This window comes from Sinorhizobium numidicum (genome assembly GCF_029892045.1).
GTDB classification, from domain to species: Bacteria; Pseudomonadota; Alphaproteobacteria; order Rhizobiales; family Rhizobiaceae; genus Sinorhizobium; species Sinorhizobium numidicum.
This window is the reverse complement of the sequence record NZ_CP120367.1, coordinates 1,893,028-1,913,229: the sequence shown is the minus strand read 5'-3', so window position 1 is coordinate 1,913,229 and position 20,202 is coordinate 1,893,028. Positions and strand designations below refer to the sequence as shown.

Genomic DNA, 20,202 nt, shown 5'->3' with positions numbered 1-20,202 from the left:
CGGATGGGGGCGCACTTGAGTAAGACCCCTGCATTTTCGACCTAAAAAAAGCCCCGGAACAACGCGTTCCGGGGCCATCTGGTCGCCTGACCGGGAGAAAAAAATCAGGCGGCCTGTATCTTCTTCGACACGCGCGCCCATTCGGGAATCCAGTCGTGATGGGCCACAAGCAGATCGTCGACGAGCGACCAGATCTGGTCGAGATCGAGCTCGGCGGCCGTATGAGGATCCATCATTGCCGCGTGATAGAGGTGCTCGCGGTTCTCGGTCATTAGTGCCTGAACCGTGAGTTCCTGGACGTTGATATTGGTGCGAATGAGCGCGGTGAGCTGTGGCGGCAGCGCGCCGATATAAGTCGGCTGGATGCCGGATGCATCGACCAGGCAAGGAACTTCCGCAGCGCAATTTTCCGGCAGCGAGGTGATGCAGCCGTTGTTGCGCAGGTTGCCGTAGATGACAGAAGGCTCGCCGGTCCAGACCGAGTTCATGATCGAGGAGGCATATTCGTGGCTCTCGGCAACCTCGATCGTCTCGGCCTCCTTGAAAGCGGCTGCCTCGCCCTTCCAGCGCTCGATCTGCTCGATGCAGCGCTTTGGATACTCGTCGAGCGGAATGCCGAACTTTTCGATCAGGTCGGGGCGGCCGTCCTTGATGAAATAGGGCGTGTATTCGGCGAAGTGCTCGGAGCTTTCGGTGACGAAATAGCCGAGCCGCGTCAGCATCTCGTAGCGCACCTTGTTCGGGCAGCGTGGGTTCCAATGGCTGGGCTTGGGAAAACGCCCCTCGCGATAACCACGGAGGAGGTCCGGATAGAGGTTGCGATAGCTGCCGTCCGGCTGGCGATGCTCGAACTTCAGATAGAAGGCCATGTGATTGATGCCAGCGGCGCGATAGCGGATTTCCTCAATCGGTATCTCGAGGTCGCGGGCAAGCTCGAAGGCCGTGCCCTGCACCGAATGGCAGAGCCCGACCTGCTTGATCGTCGGGTATTTCTCTGCGATCGCCCAGGTGTTGATCGCCATCGGGTTCACGTATTGCAGGAGGATCGCCTCGGGGCAGACTTCCAGCATGTCCTCGCAGATCTTCCAGAGATGCGGCACTGTGCGCAGGCCCCGCATGATGCCGCCGACGCCGAGCGTATCGGCGATCGTCTGGCGCAGGCCGTATTTTTTCGGCACCTCGAAATCGGTGACGGTGCAGGGCTCATAGCCGCCGATCTGGAAGGCGACGACGACGAAGTCGGCTCCTTCCAGTGCCTTGCGCTGGTTCGAGTGCGTTTCGATCTTTGCTTCTACGCCGAGCGTGCGCACCAGCTTGCCGGCGACGATCTCGCTTTCCTCCAGGCGCTGTGGGTTGAGGTCCATCAGCGCGATGGTGGCGGCGGAAAGCGCCGGCCGCTGCAAAACGTCGCCGATGATGTTCTTCATGAAGACGGTGGAGCCCGCGCCGATGAAGGTGATTTTGGGTTGTCTGGTCATGGGATAGCCTCTGTTCTGACGGTCACGCGGCCACTTCGAAGGCGGCCCTTACAAGCCGCTCCGTGTAGGCAGTCTTGGGATTGGATAGGATTTCGTTTACCGGCCCCTCTTCGACAATCTTGCCGTGCTGCATCACCACGACGCGGTGGCAGAGCGCGCGCACGACTTTGAGATCGTGGGAAATGAAGAGGTAGCTCAAGCCCCGCTCGTCCTGCAGCTTGCGCAACAGTTCGATGATCTGCGCCTGCACCGAGAGATCGAGCGCCGAGGTCGGCTCATCGAGCAGGATGAATTCCGGTTCGAGCGCGATGGCGCGGGCAATCGCAATGCGCTGGCGCTGGCCGCCGGAGAACTCGTGCGGAAAGCGCGAGAGAATATTGGCCGGCATGCCGGCGCTGACGAGCGCCTCCTCGACACGCTTGAGCCTGTCCTTGCGGTTTTCGCCGATGCCGTTGACGATCAGGCCCTCCTCGATGATCTGCCCCACCGACATGCGCGGATTAAGCGAGGAGAACGGATCCTGGAAGACAACCTGGATCCGCGAGCGCAGGGGCCGCATCTCATTGCGGCTCTTGTTGTGGATCGGTTCGCCGTCGAAAAAGATTTGGCCGCCGTCGGTATTGATGAGCCGGATGAGTGCCTGACCGAAGGTGGTCTTTCCGGAACCGGACTCGCCGACGAGGCCGAGCGTCTCGTGCCGGCGCAGATTGAGGCTCAGGGTGTCGACGGCGACGAGCTCCTTGAGTTCAGGTTTGAAGAAGCCGCCCTTCCTCAGCATGAAGGAGACCCGCACATCCCGGCCGTCGAGCATGATCGGCGCATTGTCCGGCAGTGGCTTGGCCGCGCCCGACGGCTCGGAGGCGAGGAGCCGGCGGGTATAGGCATGCAGCGGATTGGCAAAGAGCGCGGCCGTCGTGTTGTGCTCCTTCACTTCGCCGAGCTGCATGACATAAACATAATCGGAAAACTGGCGGACGACCGTCAGGTCGTGGGTGATCAGGATCACCGCCATGCCGAGCTCCTGCTGCAGCTTGCGGATGAGGTTGAGGATCTGTGCCTGCACCGTCACGTCCAGCGCCGTTGTCGGCTCGTCGGCGATCAGCACATCCGGATCGTTGGCAAGCGCCATGGCGATCATTACTCGCTGGCGCTGGCCGCCGGAAAGCTGATGCGGGTATTGGTTCAGCCGCGCCTCCGGATCGGGGATCTGGACGTGGCGCAGGAGTTCAAGCGCCCTCTCGGCAGCGGCCCGACGGCTCATGCGGCGGTGGGCTCGGATAGCCTCGATGATTTGGCTGCCGATCGTGTAGACCGGATTAAGCGAACTCATAGGCTCCTGGAAGATCATCGAGATCCGGTCGCCGCGCAGCGCCCGGCGCTGCCGTTTCGAGAATTTCAGCACGTCCTTGCCGTCGTATTCGATGCGCGAATGCGAGGCGATCGTGGCGCGTTTCGTAAGAAGCCCCATGATGCTGCGCGCCGTCACCGACTTGCCCGAGCCGGATTCACCGACGATCGCCACCGTCTCGCCGCGATAGAGCTGGAAGGAGACGTCCCTCACCGCTTCGACGATGCCGTGCTCGACCTTGAAGGTGACGGCGACTCTGCGGGCATCGATGATCGGCCGCGTATCCTTCGTCGCACGGTCACGCCGCTCGTCCGGTGCCGGGGCAATGATCTCGATTGTAGCCATCGGCGTGCTCCTCAATAGGGGTCGATTGCGTCGCGAAGGCCGTCGCCCAGCGCATTGAATGCGAAGACGGTGACGAGGACAAAGGCGACGGGCGAGAGAATCCACGGATACGAGCCGATGACGGAATAGGTCGCCGTATCCTGCAGCATCAGCCCCCACGAGATCAGCGGCGGCTTCACCGCAAAACCGAGGAAACCGAGGAAGGATTCAAGCAGCACCACCTGTGGGATCGCGAGCGTCACCGCGACGATCACGTGGCTCATGACGTTCGGGAAGATGTGCTGGAAGATAATGCGCCGGTCCGTCGCGCCGATAGCGATCGCCGCGCGCACATAGTCGATCCGCGCAAGCGCCAAGGTCTTGCCCCGCACTTCGCGCGACATTTGTGCCCAGCCGAGCGCCGACATCACGATGATGACGAAAGCGAGAAAGACGTTGGTCGGCGCGGTCACCGGGATCAGCGAGGCGAGCGCGAGGTAGAGCGGCAATTGCGGGAAGGCGAGAACGAGCTCGACGAAACGTTGCGTCCAGGCATCGAAGCGCCCGCCGAAATAACCCGACACCATGCCGACCGTCGTGCCGACCACTGTGACGATGAAGACGACGATGAGCGCGATCATCAGCGAAATGCGGGAGCCATGAAGGATCCGCGAAAGGACGTCGCGGCCGAACTTGTCTGTGCCGAGGAAATGCACCGCGGAGCCGTCGACGGCACCGAAGAGATGGCGTTCGGCCGGGATCAGACCGAAGAGGTTATATCGCGCTCCCTTGACGAAGAAGCCTAGGACCTGCGGGTTGTCATAGTCCGGCCCAACCACCGGCTGGAAGGTGATCGGATCGAGTTCCTCCGTCTCGCGCACCGGGTAGCTGCGCGGCGGGAAAACGAAATTGCCGTCCTTGTCATGCATGCTGAGCGCCTGCGGCGGCGCGAAGGCGATGCCGGTCGCCTTCGGATCGACCGGCGAAAGGAAATCGGCAAAGACCGCCATGAAAATCAAGAGGCCGACGAGAATCAGGCCGAGTAAGCCGGTCCAGGAGCGTTTCAACCGCCGCCACACCAGCGCGGTATAGCTCTCCTGGTGATGCTTCTCCTCCGGCTGCATCGCAACCGGAACGGTGCTGTGGACTTCTGTGGTCATGCGTGGGCCCCTCCTCCCATGCGCACGCGCGGATCGAGCGCGGCGAGCAGCAGGTCGGCGATGATATTGCCGACAATCAGCGTTGCCGAGAGAACCAGCATGAAGGTCGCCGTAACGTAGACATCGCCCACCCACATGGAGCCGACGATTGCGGGCCCCACTGTCGGAAGGGCGAAAATGATCGCCGTCTCAATCTCGCCGGTCAGCATGTACGGAAGCACGACGCCCTGATACATGATGAGAGGGTGCAGGGCGTTCGGAACGGCATGCCGCATGACGACCGCCCCTTCGCTCAGGCCCTTGGCGCGCGCGGTCTCGACATATTGCGCGTTCAGCGTGTCGAGCAGGTTGCCGCGCATGACACGCATATTGTAGGCGAGCCCTCCGAAGGTCGCGATCGCCACCACCGGCCAGACGTGCTTCACGAGGTCGACGAATTTGCCCCAGGACCAGGGCGCGCCGCCGTAGCGGGCGGAATGGAAGCTGTTGATCTCGCTGACATTGAAATGAAAGACGAGGACATAGACGATGATCAGCGCCATCAGGAAGCGCGGTACCGTCATGCCCAGAAAGGAAACGGTCGAAAGCAGGCTGTCGATCCAGGAATATTGCCGGGTCGCGGCGATGACGCCGAAACCAATGCCGATGACGGATGCAAGGATGTGGCAGACGAGGGCCAGCGCCAGCGTGCGCGGCAGACGTTCGCCGACGACGTCGGCAACCGGCTTGTTGTAATAGAGGCTGTGGCCGAAATCGCCGCGCGTCAGAATGCCGGTCATCCAGTTGACGTATTGGAGCGGCAGCGGCTGATCGAGCCCGTGCTCCTTGCGATAGGCCTGCGCCTGCGCGTCGGCTTCCTCGAAGGAGGCACCACCCTGGTTGATGAGCTGCGAGCGGATGTAATCGCTGTAGTCGCCGGGCGGCGCCTGGATGATGGCAAACGTCACCACGCTCAGCACGAGCAAGACTGGAATGGCAGAGGCGATGCGGACAAGCAGGAATCTGAACATGGCCGTTTCCTTCTGTCGTTTTCCGTGGGGCGATGCCGACGCTTGCCGACGCTCCCGGTGGAGTGAAAGGCTTGTCGCTCCTCCCGGCTCCGAAGCGCCGGAGCCGGGAGAGGTGGTTCAGGTTCAATTGCTCGGACCGCTTTCGCCGGGCTTGCCGGGAAGCTGCTCCGCATAGAGCTCGTAGTCGCCCTGTTTGTCGGCCGCGACGAACACGCGTTCACGGATGATCGTGTCTTCTGCCCAGTTGAACATGAAGATCGGCGCGCCGCTCGGGATGTTCGAGAAGCGCTTGTTGATGATCAGCGCACCCGGATATTCGGTGAGCCCGACGGTATCGACGTTGGTCGTCGAGACCTTCTGGAACTGCTTCATCAGCTCCGCCCGCTCTGCATTGTCGCTGCTGGCGATGAACTTGTTGACGACATCGACGAGGTCCTGTTCGTGCGGCAAGAGATCGATCTTGCCGCTTTCAGGGGCGCGGTGATGCCAGCTCGTGCGCGGGCCGGTCGGTGCGAGCTGCGTCGTGTTCTGCACGACCGATGTCAGCTCCTGGTCGTTGCGGCGGACGAGCCAGTCGAATTTGCCCGCATACTGCGTCGCGTCACGCTTGGTGCCGTCGACCGCATTGAGCACCACCTTGAGGCCGAGCTGCTCCATCTGGCCGACCAGACCTTCCGAAAGGTTGCGGTCGGTGTTGTAGTCGGAGTTGACGAGCAGCACGATCTGGACGTCGGCGCCGCCGGCGGTCCCGGCCGGGAAGTTGACGAAGCCGTTGCCGTCCGTGTCCTTCAGGCCGACCTTTTCGAGGAGCGCCTTGGCGCCTTCGAGATCATAGGGGTAATAGATGGTCGACTGCCGGTCATAGAAGCTCGTGCCGGAGGAGAGCCCGCCCGGATAGATTGCCGTGAAGGGGCCTTTCACCAGCGCTTCGCCTAGCTTCTTGCGGTCGACCGCCATGGTCACGGCCTTGCGGAAATCGAGGTTGCGGTTGAGTTCGCGGACTGCCTGGGCGCGCTCGTCCGGCTCGCCCCAGCCATTGGCCGAGAAGTTCATGCGCAGATTATAGCCGATGAGGCGCGCACCGAAGGCAAGACGCGCGGGGGCGGATTCATTGGCCGCGCGCTTCAGCGATTCCACGAAGTTTTCCGGCTGCTCGAGATTGGAGAAATCACCCGAACCGGCGATCGCCTGCACGTCGCGATCCGCCCAGGTTGAGAGCTTGTAGTGGAGCTCGTTGAGATAGGGCAGCTGGTTGCCGGCCTCATCGACCTTCCAGTAATAGGGGTTGCGGCGCAAGGCGATGATGTCGTCCGGCCGATAGGCGACGGGAACCCAGGCGCCCATCACCGGAAGGTTCATGTATTCCGGCGGGAAGCCGTTCTTGTACTGGTCGTAGGTCGTGCCGGCATATTTCGGATGCTTGGTTTTCAGGATATGCGATGGGCCGGGGCAGAAAGTGCCGTAAGCCATGGCATAGAGATGCTGGCGCGGGAAGGCGTCCTTGAAGGTCCATTCGACGGTGTACTTGTCGATCTGCTTCAGCGTCGTTCCCTCGCCGAAGGTTTCCGGTGTCGCGCCGTTCAACGGGGAAACGTTCGGATCGACGACATTGTCATCCCAGTAGAACATCACGTCCTCGGCATCGAAGGGGTCGCCATCCGACCATTTCGCGCCCTCGATCAGATGCATGGTGAGCTTGTGGCCATCCTCGGACCATTCCCAGCCTTTGGCGAGGTTCGGTAGCGGCTCGACGTCCTCCGCCTCGACCTGAAAGAGCGGCGCGGTGCGGGTCAGGCATTCGAACATGCCGATGTCGATGCCGCCCCAGCCCTGAGTCTGGCCGGCGCTGTAGTTCCAGCCTTCCGGCCGGCCGCCGATGACGTGGCGCATGACATCGCCATAGACGCCGACGCCGTCCGGCATGTTGCCGGTCTTGAAGACCATCGGCTCCTTCGGCAGGCGCTCGGCGACGGGCGGCAGCTTGCCGGTCTTGACGAATTTTTCCGTTACCCATTCCGGCTCTTTATATTCGGGCAATGCCTTGAACTCGAGAATGGAATCGCGCGGCACATAGGTGATCTTGCCCTGCGCCGGAAAAGGCGGCTGCTCGGGCACGACGGTCGGCTCCGATGCAAAAGCCTGCACGGCAAAGGCGGAAATGCCGATGAGCAGGCTTGCCGTTGTTTTCAGTCGGTGCGTTTTCATTGCCTCAGGTTCTCCCTCCTGTGTTCGCCACGCCGGGGCGGGTGGCGCTCCTCCTCCAGAGCGGGGTGAGGAAAACTGTGTGCGGTTTCCGCCCGCATCCGCTCCAATTATTACGAGTGACCGGCGGCGATACCCGCCGGGACGGCATCGCATCTCCTCATGCAGATGCCATGTCGCCGTCGGTTAGCCGGCGGCGCGCAACTTTGCGGCTTCCTTCTCGGCGCGGATTTCCTCGATCGAGCGCACCTCGCGCCGGGCAGCGCCCTTCCAGTCGCGGGTCTTCACCGTTGCGCGGGCGAGCCGTTCCTTCGCCGCGTCGATTGCATGCGCATATTGCGGCAACCACTGAGCCTGGGCGACGACCATCTCGTCGACCATCTGCCAGACCTCTTCCGGCGTGCAGATCGCGCCGACGAGCGGATCATGCAGCACAGCGAGCTTCAAGAGGTCGATGTCGCCGGTGATCGCCGCATGCACCGACATGCGCTGGACATTGATCGACGAAATGCAGGTGGCAGCACAGGCTTCCGGCAACGTGATGCCGGCCACCATGTTGATTCCGAAGCGGTCGACGAAGCCGGACGATTCGATGATCGCGTCTGCCGGCAGGTTGGTGATCACGCCATTGTTCTTGACGTTGAAGTGGCCGCGGTAGACGCGCCCGGTTTCGAGCGCCTCGAGAATATGGCTCGCATGCTCGTTCGAGCGCTTCGCGGCATCAATCGGCTTGCCCGCGTCCTCCAGGAAGCGCGGATACTCCGTCTCGAACCAGTTGCGGGTCTCGGTCGAATAGCGGAGGTAGCCGCCGGTCTCGCCGTGGATCCAGTCCGACATATCGATCCACTTTGTGATCTCGTCCGGACGCTTTCGGTACCAAGGCAGATATTCGGAAAGGTGTCCATTGCTCTCTGTCGAATAGACGCCGAAGCGCTTCAAGACATCGATCCTGAGCTTTTCCTGTTTGGAGAAGACCGGGTGCGCCTCGAAGGCAGCGACGAGTTCGTCCTTACCGATCCTGCGGCCGTTGAGCCGGACGTCGATGAACCAGGTCTGATGGTTGATGCCGGAGCAGATATAATCGAGCTCGCCCTCCTTGGCGCCGAGGATCTCGGCAATCTGCTCGCCGCCGTGCTGGACGCCGTGGCATAGACCGATCGTGTCGACGTTGCCGTATTCGATCGCCGCCCAGGTGTTCATCGCCATCGGGTTGGCATAGTTCAGGAACTTCGCACCCGGCTCGGCGACCTCACGGATGTCCTTGCAAAAGTCGAGGATCACCGGAATGTTGCGCTGGCCGTAGAGAATGCCGCCAGCGCAGATCGTGTCGCCGACGCATTGATCCACCCCGTACTTCAGCGGAATGCGAATATCGTCGGCATAGGCTTCGAGACCGCCCACCCGCACGCAACTGATGATGTAACGCGCACCTTCGAGAGCCTTGCGGCGGTCGGTGGTCGCCGTCACCCGTGTCGGCAAGTTGTTCGCCTCGACGATCCGGTCGAGGATCGTCTTGATCATGCCGAGATTGTGCTCGCTCAAATCCGTCAAGGCGAACTCGACATCCCTGAGCTCCGGCACGGACAGGATATCAGTGAAAAGCTTCTTGGTGAAACCGACGCTGCCGGCGCCGATGATGGCGATCTTGAAGCTGCCCATGGTCGTCTTATTTCCTCCTCGCACGGCGATATTCGCGCTATAAGGGTAAAATCAATTCACTGAATTGACTTGGGCCGCACGACACGGCCTTCCTCACCAAAACCCTGCTTCAGGACGCCGGAGAGCCGGGCGTCTTGCGCGATCCGTCGCTATTATGTGTATTATCACATGCACGACTAGAGAGGTATTGTGCTTTCATGGGTAATTCTGTGCTGCAAGACTTGATCGAGCTCGGACCGGTGATGCGGACGGTTTCGCTGCCGCGGGGAAGACAGAGCCTGCACACCATGCCTACCAGCACCGGTTACGAGATCAGAACCGATTCCACCTACGACTGGGACGGGCGAAAGCGCGGGCAGACGCCCTTCACGGTACTGCAGCACACGATCGGTGGCGCCGGCAACCTGCGCTACGAAAGCCGCAACTATCGGATGAGAGAAGGCGACACGCTGCTGCTGCTCGTGCCGCACAATCACCGGTACTGGTTGGAGGAAGGCGGTCGCTGGGAATTCTTCTGGATCTCGATGAATGGCGAGGAGGCGCTGCGCATCCACCGCGCCATACTTGCCGTCACCGGCCCGGTGCTGAAGCTGCAGCCGGAGACGATAGAGCATCTTGCCGACTGCAGCCTCCGCCTCATCACCGGTGGCGAAACACCCGGCCGCGCCTCGGCGATCGCCTATGAGGCGGCGATGGCGCTCTACGACGACGTCTTCGGCTCGCATCCGGTCTTCAGCGAGGAGTACCGGAAGATGCAGCACGTCATCGACCACATCCTGGCGAACCTCGAAAAACCCCTGCCGGTCGAGGAACTCGCCCGCGTCTCCGGCCTCAGCCGCGCCCATTTCTCCCGCATTTTCGCGGCAAGCGAAGGCATGCCGCCCGCCGAATTCGTGCTGCAGAAGCGGCTGCAACGGGCGGTGAAGCTATTGACCAAGGCCGCGAGCCTGCCAGTCAAGGAAGTAGCGATCATGTCTGGCTTTGAAGACCCCAATTATTTTGCCAAGGTCTTCCGCCGCGTCTTCGGCGCGAGCCCGACGGAGTTCCGCACGACCGGCATGTACGCCAGCATGCCAGCGAAGGCCCCGAAGGCAGGAATCGGCGAGTCCGTAACCACGCTCGCTGCTGCTTGCGATTGAAAAAGCCGCAATAAAATTTTACTAAACAAATGATCCGAGGCGACGCGGCAGACAGGCGGGACGTAAGAGATGGTGACAATCAAGGAAATCGCATCGGCCGTCGGCGTATCGTCGGCAACCGTTTCGCGGGTTCTCAACTACGATCCGACACTTTCGATCTCCACCAAGAAGCGCCAGGCGGTCATCGAGACGGCCGAGGCACTGAATTATGAAACACCGCGCAACCGCAGTCGCGCCGCCGCTCAAAGTCTTGGCGCCGGGCTCAAGATCGCGCTCGTCCATTTCCTCGAACCCGCCCAGGAACTGGCCGATCCCTATTATGTCGGCGTCCGGCTCGGCATCGAAAGCCGCTGTCAGGCGCTGAAGAGCGAGGTCGTCAAGGTCTTCCTCACCGGCAACCCTCCGGAAGCGACGATCCTGGAGGGCGCCTCGGGAGTGGTGGCCGTCGGCCATTACTATGGCGAGGAACTCGAGTGGCTGCGCCGCCACAGCCGCCACCTCGTCTTTGCCGATTATGCGCCGGCGGGAGACGTCGACGACAGTGTGCTCAGCGATGTCTCGCTAGCGATGACCCGCCTTCTCGAAGCCATACATAGCATGGGCTTCCGCCGGATCGGCTTTGTCGGCTGGGTGGACGCCTTCTACGGGCCGGACAACATCTATTCGGAGCGTCGCTGCCGCACCTACATCGACTGGATGACGAGGGCGGGGCTCTACGATGCGGAATTGTGCATGGTCGAGCGGATGACACCCGACAGCGGCTACACGCTCGCCAAAGCGATGTTGTCGAGACCTAATCCGCCAGAGATCCTGATTACCTGCAACGACAACATGGCGCTCGGCGCCTACCGGGCGATCCATGAAATGGGTCTTAGAATTCCCGCAGACGTCGCAGTGGCGAGCTTCAACGACATTCCCGTTGCGCAGTTTCTGGGCCCCCCGCTTTCCACAGTCAAAATTCCGGCGGAACTGATCGGGGAGACCGCCGTCGACCTGCTGCTCGAGCGTCTTGCCGGGCGCGAAGTCGCCAAAAAGGTGATCCTCGGCACCGAGATCGTCTGGCGCGGAAGCACGCCGGCATCGGCCGATGCGGCTGCGTCGTCGAAAAAAGCGTAGTAAAAATTTACTGAAATATTGCCTCCTTCAAAATTTTCGGAAATACTCCGCCGCGAGACAGGGAGGACTGTCTTGGGAACGAACTTAGGGAGGAAGCAATGGACAATCTGGTGCGTGCCTATGCGCCGCGCGTCGCCGCTCTGGCATTGGCGGGCGTAAGCTTCTTGGCGGTCTCCGCCGCCGAGGCCAAGGAAATCACCATCTGGTGCTGGGATCCGAATTTCAACGTGGCGATCATGAAGGAAGCCGGTGCCCGCTATACGAAGACGCACCCGGATATCACCTTCAACATCGTCGATTTCGCCAAGACCGATGTCGAGCAGAAGCTGCAGACGGGTCTCGCTTCTGGCACTGCCGACGCCCTGCCCGACATCGTCCTGATCGAGGACTACGGTGCGCAGAAATATCTTCAGTCCTTCCCCGGCGCCTTCGCGCCCCTATCCGGCACCGTCGATTATTCCGGTTTTGCTCCCTACAAGGTCGAGGTGATGACCCTTGACGGCCAGGTCTATGGCATGCCCTTCGATTCAGGCGTGACAGGGCTTTACTACCGCAAGGACTACCTGGAACAGGCCGGCTTCAAGCCCGAGGACATGCAGAATCTTACCTGGGATCGCTTCATCGAGATCGGCCAGCAGGTCGAGGCGAAGACCGGCAAGAAGATGATGGGCCTTGACCCGAACGATGCCGGTCTTGTCAGGATCATCATGCAATCGGCCGGACAGTGGTATTTCGACAAGGAAGGCAAGGCCAACATCACCGGCAACGCGGCGCTGAAGGCGGCGCTGGAGACGGTCGGCAAGATCATGTCCGCCAATATCTACAAGCCGGCGGCCGGTTGGTCCGACTGGGTCGGAACCTTCACCTCCGGCGACGTCGCGACGGTCGTGACCGGCGTCTGGATCACCGGCACCGTCAAGGCGCAGCCGGACCAGGCCGGGAAATGGGGTGTGGCCCCCATCCCGGCGCTCTCCATCGACGGCGCGACGCATGCTTCGAACCTCGGCGGGTCGAGCTGGTACGTGCTGGAAAGCTCTGAGGAAAAGGCCGAATCGATCGACTTCCTGAACGAGATCTACGGCAAGGACATCGATTTCTATCAGAAGATCCTGCAGGACCGCGGCGCCGTCGGCTCTTTGCTCGCCGCGCGCGGCGGCGCGGCCTACGAGGCTGCCGACCCGTTCTTCGGCGGCGAGAAGGTCTGGCAGAATTTCTCCGACTGGCTGGCAAAGGTACCGTCGGTGAACTACGGCATCTTCACCAACGAGGCGGACACCGCAGTGACCGCGCAATTGCCGGCGCTGACGCAAGGAACGCCGGTCGACGAGGTGTTGAAGGCGATCGACGCCGAGATCAGCGGCCAGATCCAGTAGCTCAGGCAAGGTGGGCGGGATCATCGCCCACCTTTCCGCCGCGGCGATAACGCCGTGGTCGGGCGCTTTATCGTACCCCATGAGGATGATGATGGTTTTCGCGCGCCGCGGCGGCATCGGCCGATATTATGACGTCAATGGCTGGCTCTTCGTCGCGCCGGCGCTCGGGCTGATCGCTCTATTTATGGTCTATCCGATCCTCTGGTCGCTCTGGATGTCCTTCCAGGCCGGCCGCGGCATGATGATGAAATTCGTCGGCTTCGGAAACATCATCCGCCTCTGGAACGATCCGGTCTTCCTCAAGGCGCTCACCAACACGATGACCTATTTCGTCGTGCAGGTGCCGATCATGATAGTGCTCGCGCTGATCCTGGCGTCGCTGCTCAACAATCCGCGGCTCGTCGGGCGGGGTATCTTCCGCACCGCAATCTTCCTACCTTGCGTTACCTCGCTCGTCGCCTATTCCGTGCTTTTCAAGGGCATGTTCGCGATCGACGGCATCGTCAACTCGACGCTGCAGGCGATCGGCATCGTTTCCTCGCCCATTCCGTGGCTGACGCACCCGTTCTGGGCGAAGACGCTCGTTATCATCGCCATTACCTGGCGCTGGACCGGCTACAATATGATCTTCTATCTCGCCGCCCTGCAGAACATCGATAAGTCGATCTATGAGGTGGCCCGCATCGACGGCGTTCCCGCCTGGGCGCGCTTCACCCACATCACCATTCCGCTGCTCAAACCCGTCATCCTCTTCACCACGGTGATTTCCACGATCGGCACGCTGCAGCTCTTTGACGAAGTCTACAACCTGACCGAGGGCAAGGGCGGGCCGTCCAACGCGACGCTGACGCTATCGCTCTATATCTACAATCTCACCTTCCGCTTCATGCCGAATTTCGGTTATGCGGCGACGGTCTCCTATGTGATCGTCGTGCTCGTCGCCGTGCTCGCCTTCCTTCAATTCTTCGCCGCGAGGGAGCGCGACCGATGAAAAACGGCGTTGGACGCACCGTAACTCAGGTCTTCACCTATGGCTTCGTCGGGCTGATGGCCTTTCTCTCGGTCTTCCCGTTCATCTGGATGGTGCTCGGTGCCACCAATTCGTCGATCGACATCATCAAGGGCAAGATGCTGCCCGGTGAAGCCCTGGCGATGAACATCGCAAACTTCTTCACCCTGGTGAATGCACCGCTCGTCTTCTGGAACTCGGCGAAGGTCACGATCTTTGCGACGGTGCTGACGCTCGCCGTGTCTTCACTCGCCGGCTACGGTTTCGAGATGTTCCGCTCGCGTCGGCGTGAGAGCCTTTACCGCGCCATGCTCTTGACGCTGATGATACCCTTTGCGGCGCTGATGATCCCGCTCTTCATCATGATGGGCAAGGCAGGCCTCATCAACACGCATATCGCGGTCGTTCTGCCGTCGATCGGCTCGGCCTTCATCGTTTTCTATTTCCGGCAAAGCACCAAGGCGTTCCCATCGGAACTGCGCGATGCCGCGAAAGTCGACGGCCTCAAGGAATGGCAGATCTTTCTCTACATCTACGTGCCGGTGATGCGCTCGACCTATGCGGCGGCCTTCATCATCGTCTTCATGACCGCGTGGAACAATTACCTTTGGCCACTGATCGTGCTCCAGTCCAACGAGACGAAGACGATCACGCTGGTCATCTCGTCGCTCGCCTCCGCCTACTATCCCGACTACGGCGTCGTGATGGTCGGCACCATCCTGGCGACGCTCCCGACGCTTGCCGTTTTCTTCTTCATGCAACGCCAATTCGTCCAGGGCATGCTGGGCTCAGTCAAATAGGAACGATGATGCGCTCTGTTACTTCATTCAACGATTCATGGGTCTTTTCCGAAGGCTTCATCGCCGCTGATGCCGGCAAGCTGCAATCCGGTCAGGCTGTGAGCCTGCCGCACAATGCCGTCGAACTGCCGTTCAACTATTTCGACGAGACGTGCTACCAGCGCGCCTTCACCTACCAGAAGGTGCTCGCCTGGCGTCCCGAATTCGCCGTTCGCGAGGTCTCGCTCGTCTTCGACGCCGCGATGGCGGACGCCGTCGTCTACCTGAACGGCGAGAAGATCGTCGCGCATAGGGATGGTTATACCCCCTTTGAGGCGCGCCTGACGGGCAGACTTCGCGAAGGCGACAACCTCATCACCGTCAAGATCGACGGCAGCGAAAATCCGGAAATTCCGCCCTTCGGCGGCCGGATCGACTATCTGACCTATGCCGGCATCTATCGGGACGTCTGGCTAAAGACCAGCGATGCGGTCTCGATCGCCAACATCAAGATCGAGACTCGCGATGTGCTGAGTGACCTGAAGTCTGTCGCCGTCCGCTGCGATCTCGTCAATCCGCAAGGGCTCGCCTTCTCGGGCACGGTAACGGCGCTGCTGAGAGGTGCAAACGGCGAACTTTTGGCCGAGGCCGTCGCCGAGACCCACGGCGAGGACGTCGCGCTCGAAATGACGGGTCTCAAGGGACTCTCACTTTGGGAAATCGACGATCCGGTTCTTTATCAGGTCGAGGTCCAGCTCAGGACCGACCAGGGCAATGACCGTCACTCCTCGCATTTCGGCTTCCGCGCCGCGGAATTCACGGTGGACGGCTTCCGGCTGAATGGCCGGCCGCTCAAGATCCGCGGCCTCAACCGCCACCAGTCCTTCCCCTATGTCGGCTATGCCATGGGCCGCCCGGCGCAGGAGCGCGATGCAGAGATCCTCAAGCACAAGCTTCACTGCAATCTGGTCCGGACATCGCACTATCCGCAATCGAAATGGTTCCTTGACCATTGCGACCGCATCGGGCTGCTGGTCTTCGAGGAGATCCCCGGCTGGCAGCACATCGGCGGCGAGGAATGGAAGCAGGAGGCGATCCTGAATGTCCGCCGGATGATCGAGCGCGACTGGAACCACCCCTCGATCATCATCTGGGGTGTGCGCATCAACGAGTCGCAAGATTCGCACGACTTCTATGTCGAAACCAATCGGCTGGCGCGTGAACTCGATCCGACCCGGCAGACCGGCGGCGTGCGCTACATCACCGACAGCGAGTTCCTCGAAGACGTCTATACGATGAACGACTTCATCCTCGGCAACGAGGAGCTGCCCGGCGCCAATCGCCCCCGCACCACGCTTCGCCCGCAGCAGGAATGCACCGGCCTCCCGCGCAACGTGCCCTATCTCATCACGGAATTCGGCGGCCACATGTATCCGACGAAGATCTACGACCAGGAGCAGCGGCAGGCCGAACACGTGCGCCGGCACCTGGAAGTGCTGAACGCAGCCCATGGCGACCCGAGTATTTCCGGTTGCATCGGCTGGTGCATGTTCGACTACAACACCCACAAGGACTTCGGCTCCGGCGACCGGATCTGCTATCACGGCGTCATGGACATGTTCCGTGAACCGAAATTTGCGGCCTACGTCTATGCGAGCCAGTGCGACCCGTCGGAAGAGGTGGTGATGAAACCGGTCACTTTCTGGGCACGCGGCGAACGCAACATCGGCGGTGTGTTGCCGCTGATCGTGCTTACCAATTGCGACGAGGTCGAGCTGAAGTACGGGTCGCTCACCAAGCGCGTCGGCCCGGACCGCGAAAATTTCCCGCACCTGCCGCATCCGCCTGTCGTCATTGACCACCGCCACTTCACCAAGGACGAGCTCGGCGTCTGGGGCATGAAATGGGAAAGCGCGGAATTCACCGGCTTCATCGCCGGCAAGGCTGTGACAAGCCTTCGGATGGTCGCCGATCCCGTGCCGACGACGCTTGAGATCACGGCCGACAGCAAGACGCTCAGCGCTGGGGACCGCGACAGCGTTCGCGTGATCGTCCGCGCGCTCGACCAGGCCGGCAACATCCTGCCCTTCCTGAACGATGCCGTCGACATCGCCGTCGAAGGCCCGGCGCGGCTCATCGGGCCGGCTCGGCTCGTTTTTCAGGGGGGCACGACCGGCTTCTGGCTGGAATCGGCCGGTGATGCAGGAGACATTCTTGTCACCGTCACGTCGTCGCGCCTCGGCGCGGTAAGGCTTGAACTCTCCACCACGGCCGAGGGGGCGGCGAGCGCATGAGCGAGCTGCAGCTCAGCGACGTCCGCAAGTCCTATGGCGGTCTCGAAGTCATCAAGGGTGTCGATCTCGACATCAAGTCCGGCGAGTTCGTCGTCTTCGTCGGACCCTCCGGTTGCGGCAAATCGACCCTGCTCAGAATGATCGCCGGGCTCGAGGAGATCACCTCCGGCGATCTCATTATCGACGACGAGCGAATGAACGATGTCGATCCGTCGAAGCGCGGCATCGCCATGGTCTTCCAGTCCTATGCGCTCTACCCGCATATGACAGTCCGGGAGAACATGGGTTTCGCGCTTCGCTTCGCCGGCATTGCCAAGGCAGAAATCGAACGCCGGGTGAGCGAGGCGGCGAACATCCTTGAGCTCGGTCCGCTGCTCGACCGCAAGCCGAAGCAGCTTTCCGGCGGGCAGCGCCAGCGCGTGGCGATTGGCCGGGCGATCGTGCGGCACCCGAAGATTTTTCTCTTCGACGAACCGCTTTCCAACCTCGACGCAGAGCTGCGCGTCCACATGCGCATCGAGATCGCCAGGCTTCACAAGCAGCTCGCCACGACGATCATCTATGTGACGCATGACCAGGTCGAGGCGATGACGCTCGCGGACAAAATCGTCGTCATGCGCGGCGGCGTCGTCGAACAAGTCGGTTCGCCGCTGGACCTTTATGACGACCCCGCCAACCTCTTCGTCGCCGGCTTCATCGGTTCGCCGAAGATGAACTTCCTCAAGGGGGTGATCGAGACCGGCGAGACGCAGACCTATGCGCACCTGCCGGATTTCGACGGCGTCAGAATTCCGCTCACCTTGAAAAACGCGGAAGCGGTCGCGCCCGTGACCATCGGCGTCAGGCCGGAGCATTTCAACGAGAGCGGTTCCGCCGCCCTCGATGTGACGATCGACATGCTGGAGCATCTCGGCGGCGAGACCTTCGCCTATGCGCGCCAGGGTAAAGGCGATCTTGTAGTGATTGAGACGAAGAACGGCCGCGGCCTCAAATCCGGCGACCGCATCGTTGCCCGTTTCGATCCTGCCTGCGCCCTCGTGTTCGACGCGGATGGGAAGCGGCTCCGGTAGCGCGCATCCGAGAAGCTGGACGGGATGCGACTAATGTCGTTGGTCCAGCCGCTCGAGATGCGCAGCTGGATTTCCGGATATTTCCTCGCGATCCTTGCCAGGAAGGAGGACAGCAACGCACGGCGTGAACATCTCGCCGATTTACTTGACGCTTCGACCAGTTTGTCTGCAGCCGGAAGAAACTCGGAAACTTCCTTTTACTCTAGGCGTTCTGTGCAGAGGCCTTCGCGCACTCTGCATTTGACTCTTGAAGAGCACAGTCGTATGCGCCTCGGGTCCAGCATTTCGGGGAAAACCCATGACCACCTCCCTCGACCATGCCCCGGCACAGGCGAATAATCTGCGCCAGTTTCTGGTGCTCACCCTTGGATCGGTCGGCGTGGTCTACGGCGACATCGGAACAAGTCCGCTCTACGCCTTCCGCGAGGCACTCCGGCCGTTTGCAGCAGGGGGTGTGGAGCGGGAAGAGGTCGTCGGTCTCATTTCGCTGATGATCTGGACCCTGACGATGATCGTCACCTGCAAATACGTCCTCTTCTTGCTTCGAGCTGACAATGATGGAGAGGGTGGCACGCTGTCGCTGCTTGCCCTGCTCCTGAAAAAGGCACCGCGGTATACGACGGGCATGTTCGTGGCAGGTATCCTGGGTGCCGCCCTTTTCATCGGCGATGCGATGATCACGCCGGCGCTTTCAGTGCTCTCGGCCGTCGAGGGCCTCAAGCTCGTTACGCCAGCCTTTCACGATTACGTCCTGCCGATCTCGGCCACGATCATGGTGCTGCTATTTGCCGTCCAGTCCCGCGGCACGGGGGCCGTCTCGAGCTTCTTCGGCCCGATCACTCTCATCTGGTTTCTGGTCATGGGGGCAGCCGGTGTCGCCCATATCGGTGACGATCTGGCGATCCTCGCGGCGTTCAATCCTGTTCACGCAGTTGCCTTTTTGTGGAATGCCGGTTTTGTCGGCTTCGTCGTGCTCGGCGCCGTCTTCCTCACGGTGACAGGAGCCGAGGCGCTTTATGCGGATCTTGGCCACTTCGGGCGCCAACCGATCCAGGCGGCCTGGTTTGCAATCGTGTTTCCGGCACTGGCGTTGAATTATCTCGGACAGGGCGCCATGGTGCTCTCCCATCCCGATGCCCTCTCCGATCCATTTTTCTTGATGTTTCCGAGCTGGGCCCTGTTGCCGGTAGTGATCCTTGCCACTGCCGCAACGATCATCGCCAGCCAGTCGGTGATCACCGGAGCGTTTTCGCTCGTGCGGCAAGCGATCCATCTCGGCTTCCTGCCAAGATTCGAGATTTGCTTCACCTCGGAAACGCAGACGGGCCAGATTTATCTGCCTTTGGTCAACAGCGCCCTCCTGACGGGCGTGCTTGTTCTCATGTTTGTATTCGGTAGTTCCGAATCTCTTGCCCCCGCCTACGGCGTATCCATCACCGGCGCCATGGTGATCGACTCAATCCTCGCCTTTGCGTTCGTCCGTTATGTATGGAGCTGGTCTGCCTTGACCGCGACTGCATTCCTGCTTCCTCTGTTCCTGCTTGAGCTGGTGTTTCTCGGCGCCAACTTGTTCAAGATCCAAGACGGCGGTTACGTGCCCATCCTCTTCGCCGGCAGCTTGATGACGCTGATGTGGACATGGCGAAAGGGCGTCAGGTATCTGCGCGAAAAGACGGCCCGCCAAGATGTTCCGCTCGATAAGTTCATAGCCGCTGTCGAACGCAAGTCCGAGCATGCTCCTGTCGTGGTACCAGGAACGGCAATCTTCCTGACGGCAACACCCGATATGACCCCAGCCGTTCTGTTGCACAACATCAAGCACAATCACGTACTGCACGAGCACAACGTCATCCTGACGATCAAGACGGCCAGAGTGCCCTATGTCCCGGAGAAGGACCGCTACACGCTGACAAAACTCTCCGACCGGTTCAGCAAACTTGAACTGCGCTTCGGCTTCATGGACGATCACAATGTCTCGCGGGCACTGGCGCGCTGCCGAAAGGAAGGATTTAAGTTCGAGATCATGACGACGTCGTTTTACCTGGGCCGACGCAAACTGGTTGAGGACCCTCAATCCGGGCTGCCAAAATGGCAGGACAAGCTGTTCATCGCGATGGCTGGGACCGGGATCGATCCAACCGACTATTTCCACCTGCCGGCCAACCGTGTCGTCGAGTTGGGAGAGCAAGTGATCATCTAGCCGTGCACGCCAGACGAGCTGCTCATGGTTCGCGGAAAGAG

General features: G+C 61.0%; 13 protein-coding genes and 1 pseudogene. 8 read left to right on the top strand and 6 right to left on the bottom strand.

The window, feature by feature from the left end; all coding sequences use genetic code 11:
• Positions 1 to 104 precede the first annotated feature (104 nt).
• The 6 genes and pseudogenes from melA (PYH37_RS09060) to melA (PYH37_RS09035) form a co-directional block, all read right to left on the bottom strand.
• Positions 105 to 1,478: an alpha-glucosidase/alpha-galactosidase gene (gene melA / locus PYH37_RS09060; protein ID WP_280731081.1), complete on the bottom strand. Its 1,374-nt coding sequence runs from the start codon at positions 1,476 to 1,478 to the stop codon at positions 105 to 107.
• 22 nt (positions 1,479 to 1,500) lie between these two features.
• Positions 1,501 to 3,171, bottom strand: a complete 1,671-nt coding sequence (locus PYH37_RS09055; protein ID WP_280731080.1) for an ABC transporter ATP-binding protein — start codon at positions 3,169 to 3,171, stop codon at positions 1,501 to 1,503.
• A gap of 11 nt (positions 3,172 to 3,182) precedes the next feature.
• Positions 3,183 to 4,247 (bottom strand): annotated as a pseudogene (locus PYH37_RS09050) (ABC transporter permease); the annotation flags it as partial.
• Positions 4,248 to 4,306: 59 nt separating this feature from the next.
• Positions 4,307 to 5,320, bottom strand: coding sequence for an ABC transporter permease (locus PYH37_RS09045; RefSeq protein ID WP_280731079.1), 1,014 nt, complete (start codon positions 5,318 to 5,320; stop codon positions 4,307 to 4,309).
• Between the two features lie 123 nt (positions 5,321 to 5,443).
• On the bottom strand, positions 5,444 to 7,525 hold the full coding sequence (locus PYH37_RS09040) for an ABC transporter substrate-binding protein (RefSeq protein ID WP_280731078.1): 2,082 nt from the start codon (positions 7,523 to 7,525) through the stop codon (positions 5,444 to 5,446).
• Between the two features lie 183 nt (positions 7,526 to 7,708).
• Complete coding sequence (gene melA, locus PYH37_RS09035) at positions 7,709 to 9,181, bottom strand: alpha-glucosidase/alpha-galactosidase (RefSeq protein ID WP_280731077.1); 1,473 nt, start codon at positions 9,179 to 9,181, stop codon at positions 7,709 to 7,711.
• A 197-nt stretch (positions 9,182 to 9,378) separates the two neighbouring features.
• On the opposite strand from melA (PYH37_RS09035), the gene PYH37_RS09030 reads away from it, so the two are divergent.
• The 8 genes from PYH37_RS09030 (at position 9,379) to PYH37_RS08995 (ending at position 20,161) form a co-directional block, all read left to right on the top strand.
• Positions 9,379 to 10,320: an AraC family transcriptional regulator gene (locus tag PYH37_RS09030; RefSeq protein ID WP_280731076.1), complete on the top strand. Its 942-nt coding sequence runs from the start codon at positions 9,379 to 9,381 to the stop codon at positions 10,318 to 10,320.
• A gap of 69 nt (positions 10,321 to 10,389) precedes the next feature.
• Positions 10,390 to 11,436, top strand: coding sequence for a LacI family DNA-binding transcriptional regulator (locus tag PYH37_RS09025; RefSeq protein ID WP_280731075.1), 1,047 nt, complete (start codon positions 10,390 to 10,392; stop codon positions 11,434 to 11,436).
• A gap of 98 nt (positions 11,437 to 11,534) precedes the next feature.
• The gene (locus tag PYH37_RS09020) at positions 11,535 to 12,809 is read left to right on the top strand and encodes an ABC transporter substrate-binding protein (protein WP_280731074.1); all 1,275 of its coding nucleotides are present in this window, start codon (positions 11,535 to 11,537) and stop codon (positions 12,807 to 12,809) included.
• A 91-nt stretch (positions 12,810 to 12,900) separates the two neighbouring features.
• On the top strand, positions 12,901 to 13,800 hold the full coding sequence (locus PYH37_RS09015) for a carbohydrate ABC transporter permease (RefSeq protein ID WP_280732456.1): 900 nt from the start codon (positions 12,901 to 12,903) through the stop codon (positions 13,798 to 13,800).
• Positions 13,797 to 14,618: a carbohydrate ABC transporter permease gene (locus PYH37_RS09010; protein WP_280731073.1), complete on the top strand. Its 822-nt coding sequence runs from the start codon at positions 13,797 to 13,799 to the stop codon at positions 14,616 to 14,618. The genes PYH37_RS09015 and PYH37_RS09010 overlap by 4 nt, the downstream gene beginning before the upstream one ends.
• 8 nt (positions 14,619 to 14,626) lie before the next feature.
• The gene (locus tag PYH37_RS09005; protein WP_280732455.1) at positions 14,627 to 16,891 is read left to right on the top strand and encodes a glycoside hydrolase family 2 protein; all 2,265 of its coding nucleotides are present in this window, start codon (positions 14,627 to 14,629) and stop codon (positions 16,889 to 16,891) included.
• Positions 16,888 to 17,961: an ABC transporter ATP-binding protein gene (locus PYH37_RS09000; RefSeq protein WP_280731072.1), complete on the top strand. Its 1,074-nt coding sequence runs from the start codon at positions 16,888 to 16,890 to the stop codon at positions 17,959 to 17,961. The genes PYH37_RS09005 and PYH37_RS09000 overlap by 4 nt, the downstream gene beginning before the upstream one ends.
• Positions 17,962 to 18,259: 298 nt before the next feature.
• Complete coding sequence (locus PYH37_RS08995) at positions 18,260 to 20,161, top strand: potassium transporter Kup (protein ID WP_280731070.1); 1,902 nt, start codon at positions 18,260 to 18,262, stop codon at positions 20,159 to 20,161.
• Positions 20,162 to 20,202 lie beyond the last annotated feature (41 nt).

What these genes read in the sequence shown, in the direction of transcription:
- melA (WP_280731081.1), bottom strand. Translation starts at nt 1,478, where the DNA reads ATGACCAGACAACCCAAAATCACCTTCATCGGCGCGGGCTCCACCGTC.
- PYH37_RS09055 (WP_280731080.1), bottom strand. Translation starts at nt 3,171, where the DNA reads ATGGCTACAATCGAGATCATTGCCCCGGCACCGGACGAGCGGCGTGAC.
- PYH37_RS09045 (WP_280731079.1), bottom strand. Translation starts at nt 5,320, where the DNA reads ATGTTCAGATTCCTGCTTGTCCGCATCGCCTCTGCCATTCCAGTCTTG.
- PYH37_RS09040 (WP_280731078.1), bottom strand. Translation starts at nt 7,525, where the DNA reads ATGAAAACGCACCGACTGAAAACAACGGCAAGCCTGCTCATCGGCATT.
- melA (WP_280731077.1), bottom strand. Translation starts at nt 9,181, where the DNA reads ATGGGCAGCTTCAAGATCGCCATCATCGGCGCCGGCAGCGTCGGTTTC.
- PYH37_RS09030 (WP_280731076.1), top strand. Translation starts at nt 9,379, where the DNA reads ATGGGTAATTCTGTGCTGCAAGACTTGATCGAGCTCGGACCGGTGATG.
- PYH37_RS09025 (WP_280731075.1), top strand. Translation starts at nt 10,390, where the DNA reads ATGGTGACAATCAAGGAAATCGCATCGGCCGTCGGCGTATCGTCGGCA.
- PYH37_RS09020 (WP_280731074.1), top strand. Translation starts at nt 11,535, where the DNA reads ATGGACAATCTGGTGCGTGCCTATGCGCCGCGCGTCGCCGCTCTGGCA.
- PYH37_RS09015 (WP_280732456.1), top strand. Translation starts at nt 12,901, where the DNA reads ATGGTTTTCGCGCGCCGCGGCGGCATCGGCCGATATTATGACGTCAAT.
- PYH37_RS09010 (WP_280731073.1), top strand. Translation starts at nt 13,797, where the DNA reads ATGAAAAACGGCGTTGGACGCACCGTAACTCAGGTCTTCACCTATGGC.
- PYH37_RS09005 (WP_280732455.1), top strand. Translation starts at nt 14,627, where the DNA reads ATGCGCTCTGTTACTTCATTCAACGATTCATGGGTCTTTTCCGAAGGC.
- PYH37_RS09000 (WP_280731072.1), top strand. Translation starts at nt 16,888, where the DNA reads ATGAGCGAGCTGCAGCTCAGCGACGTCCGCAAGTCCTATGGCGGTCTC.
- PYH37_RS08995 (WP_280731070.1), top strand. Translation starts at nt 18,260, where the DNA reads ATGACCACCTCCCTCGACCATGCCCCGGCACAGGCGAATAATCTGCGC.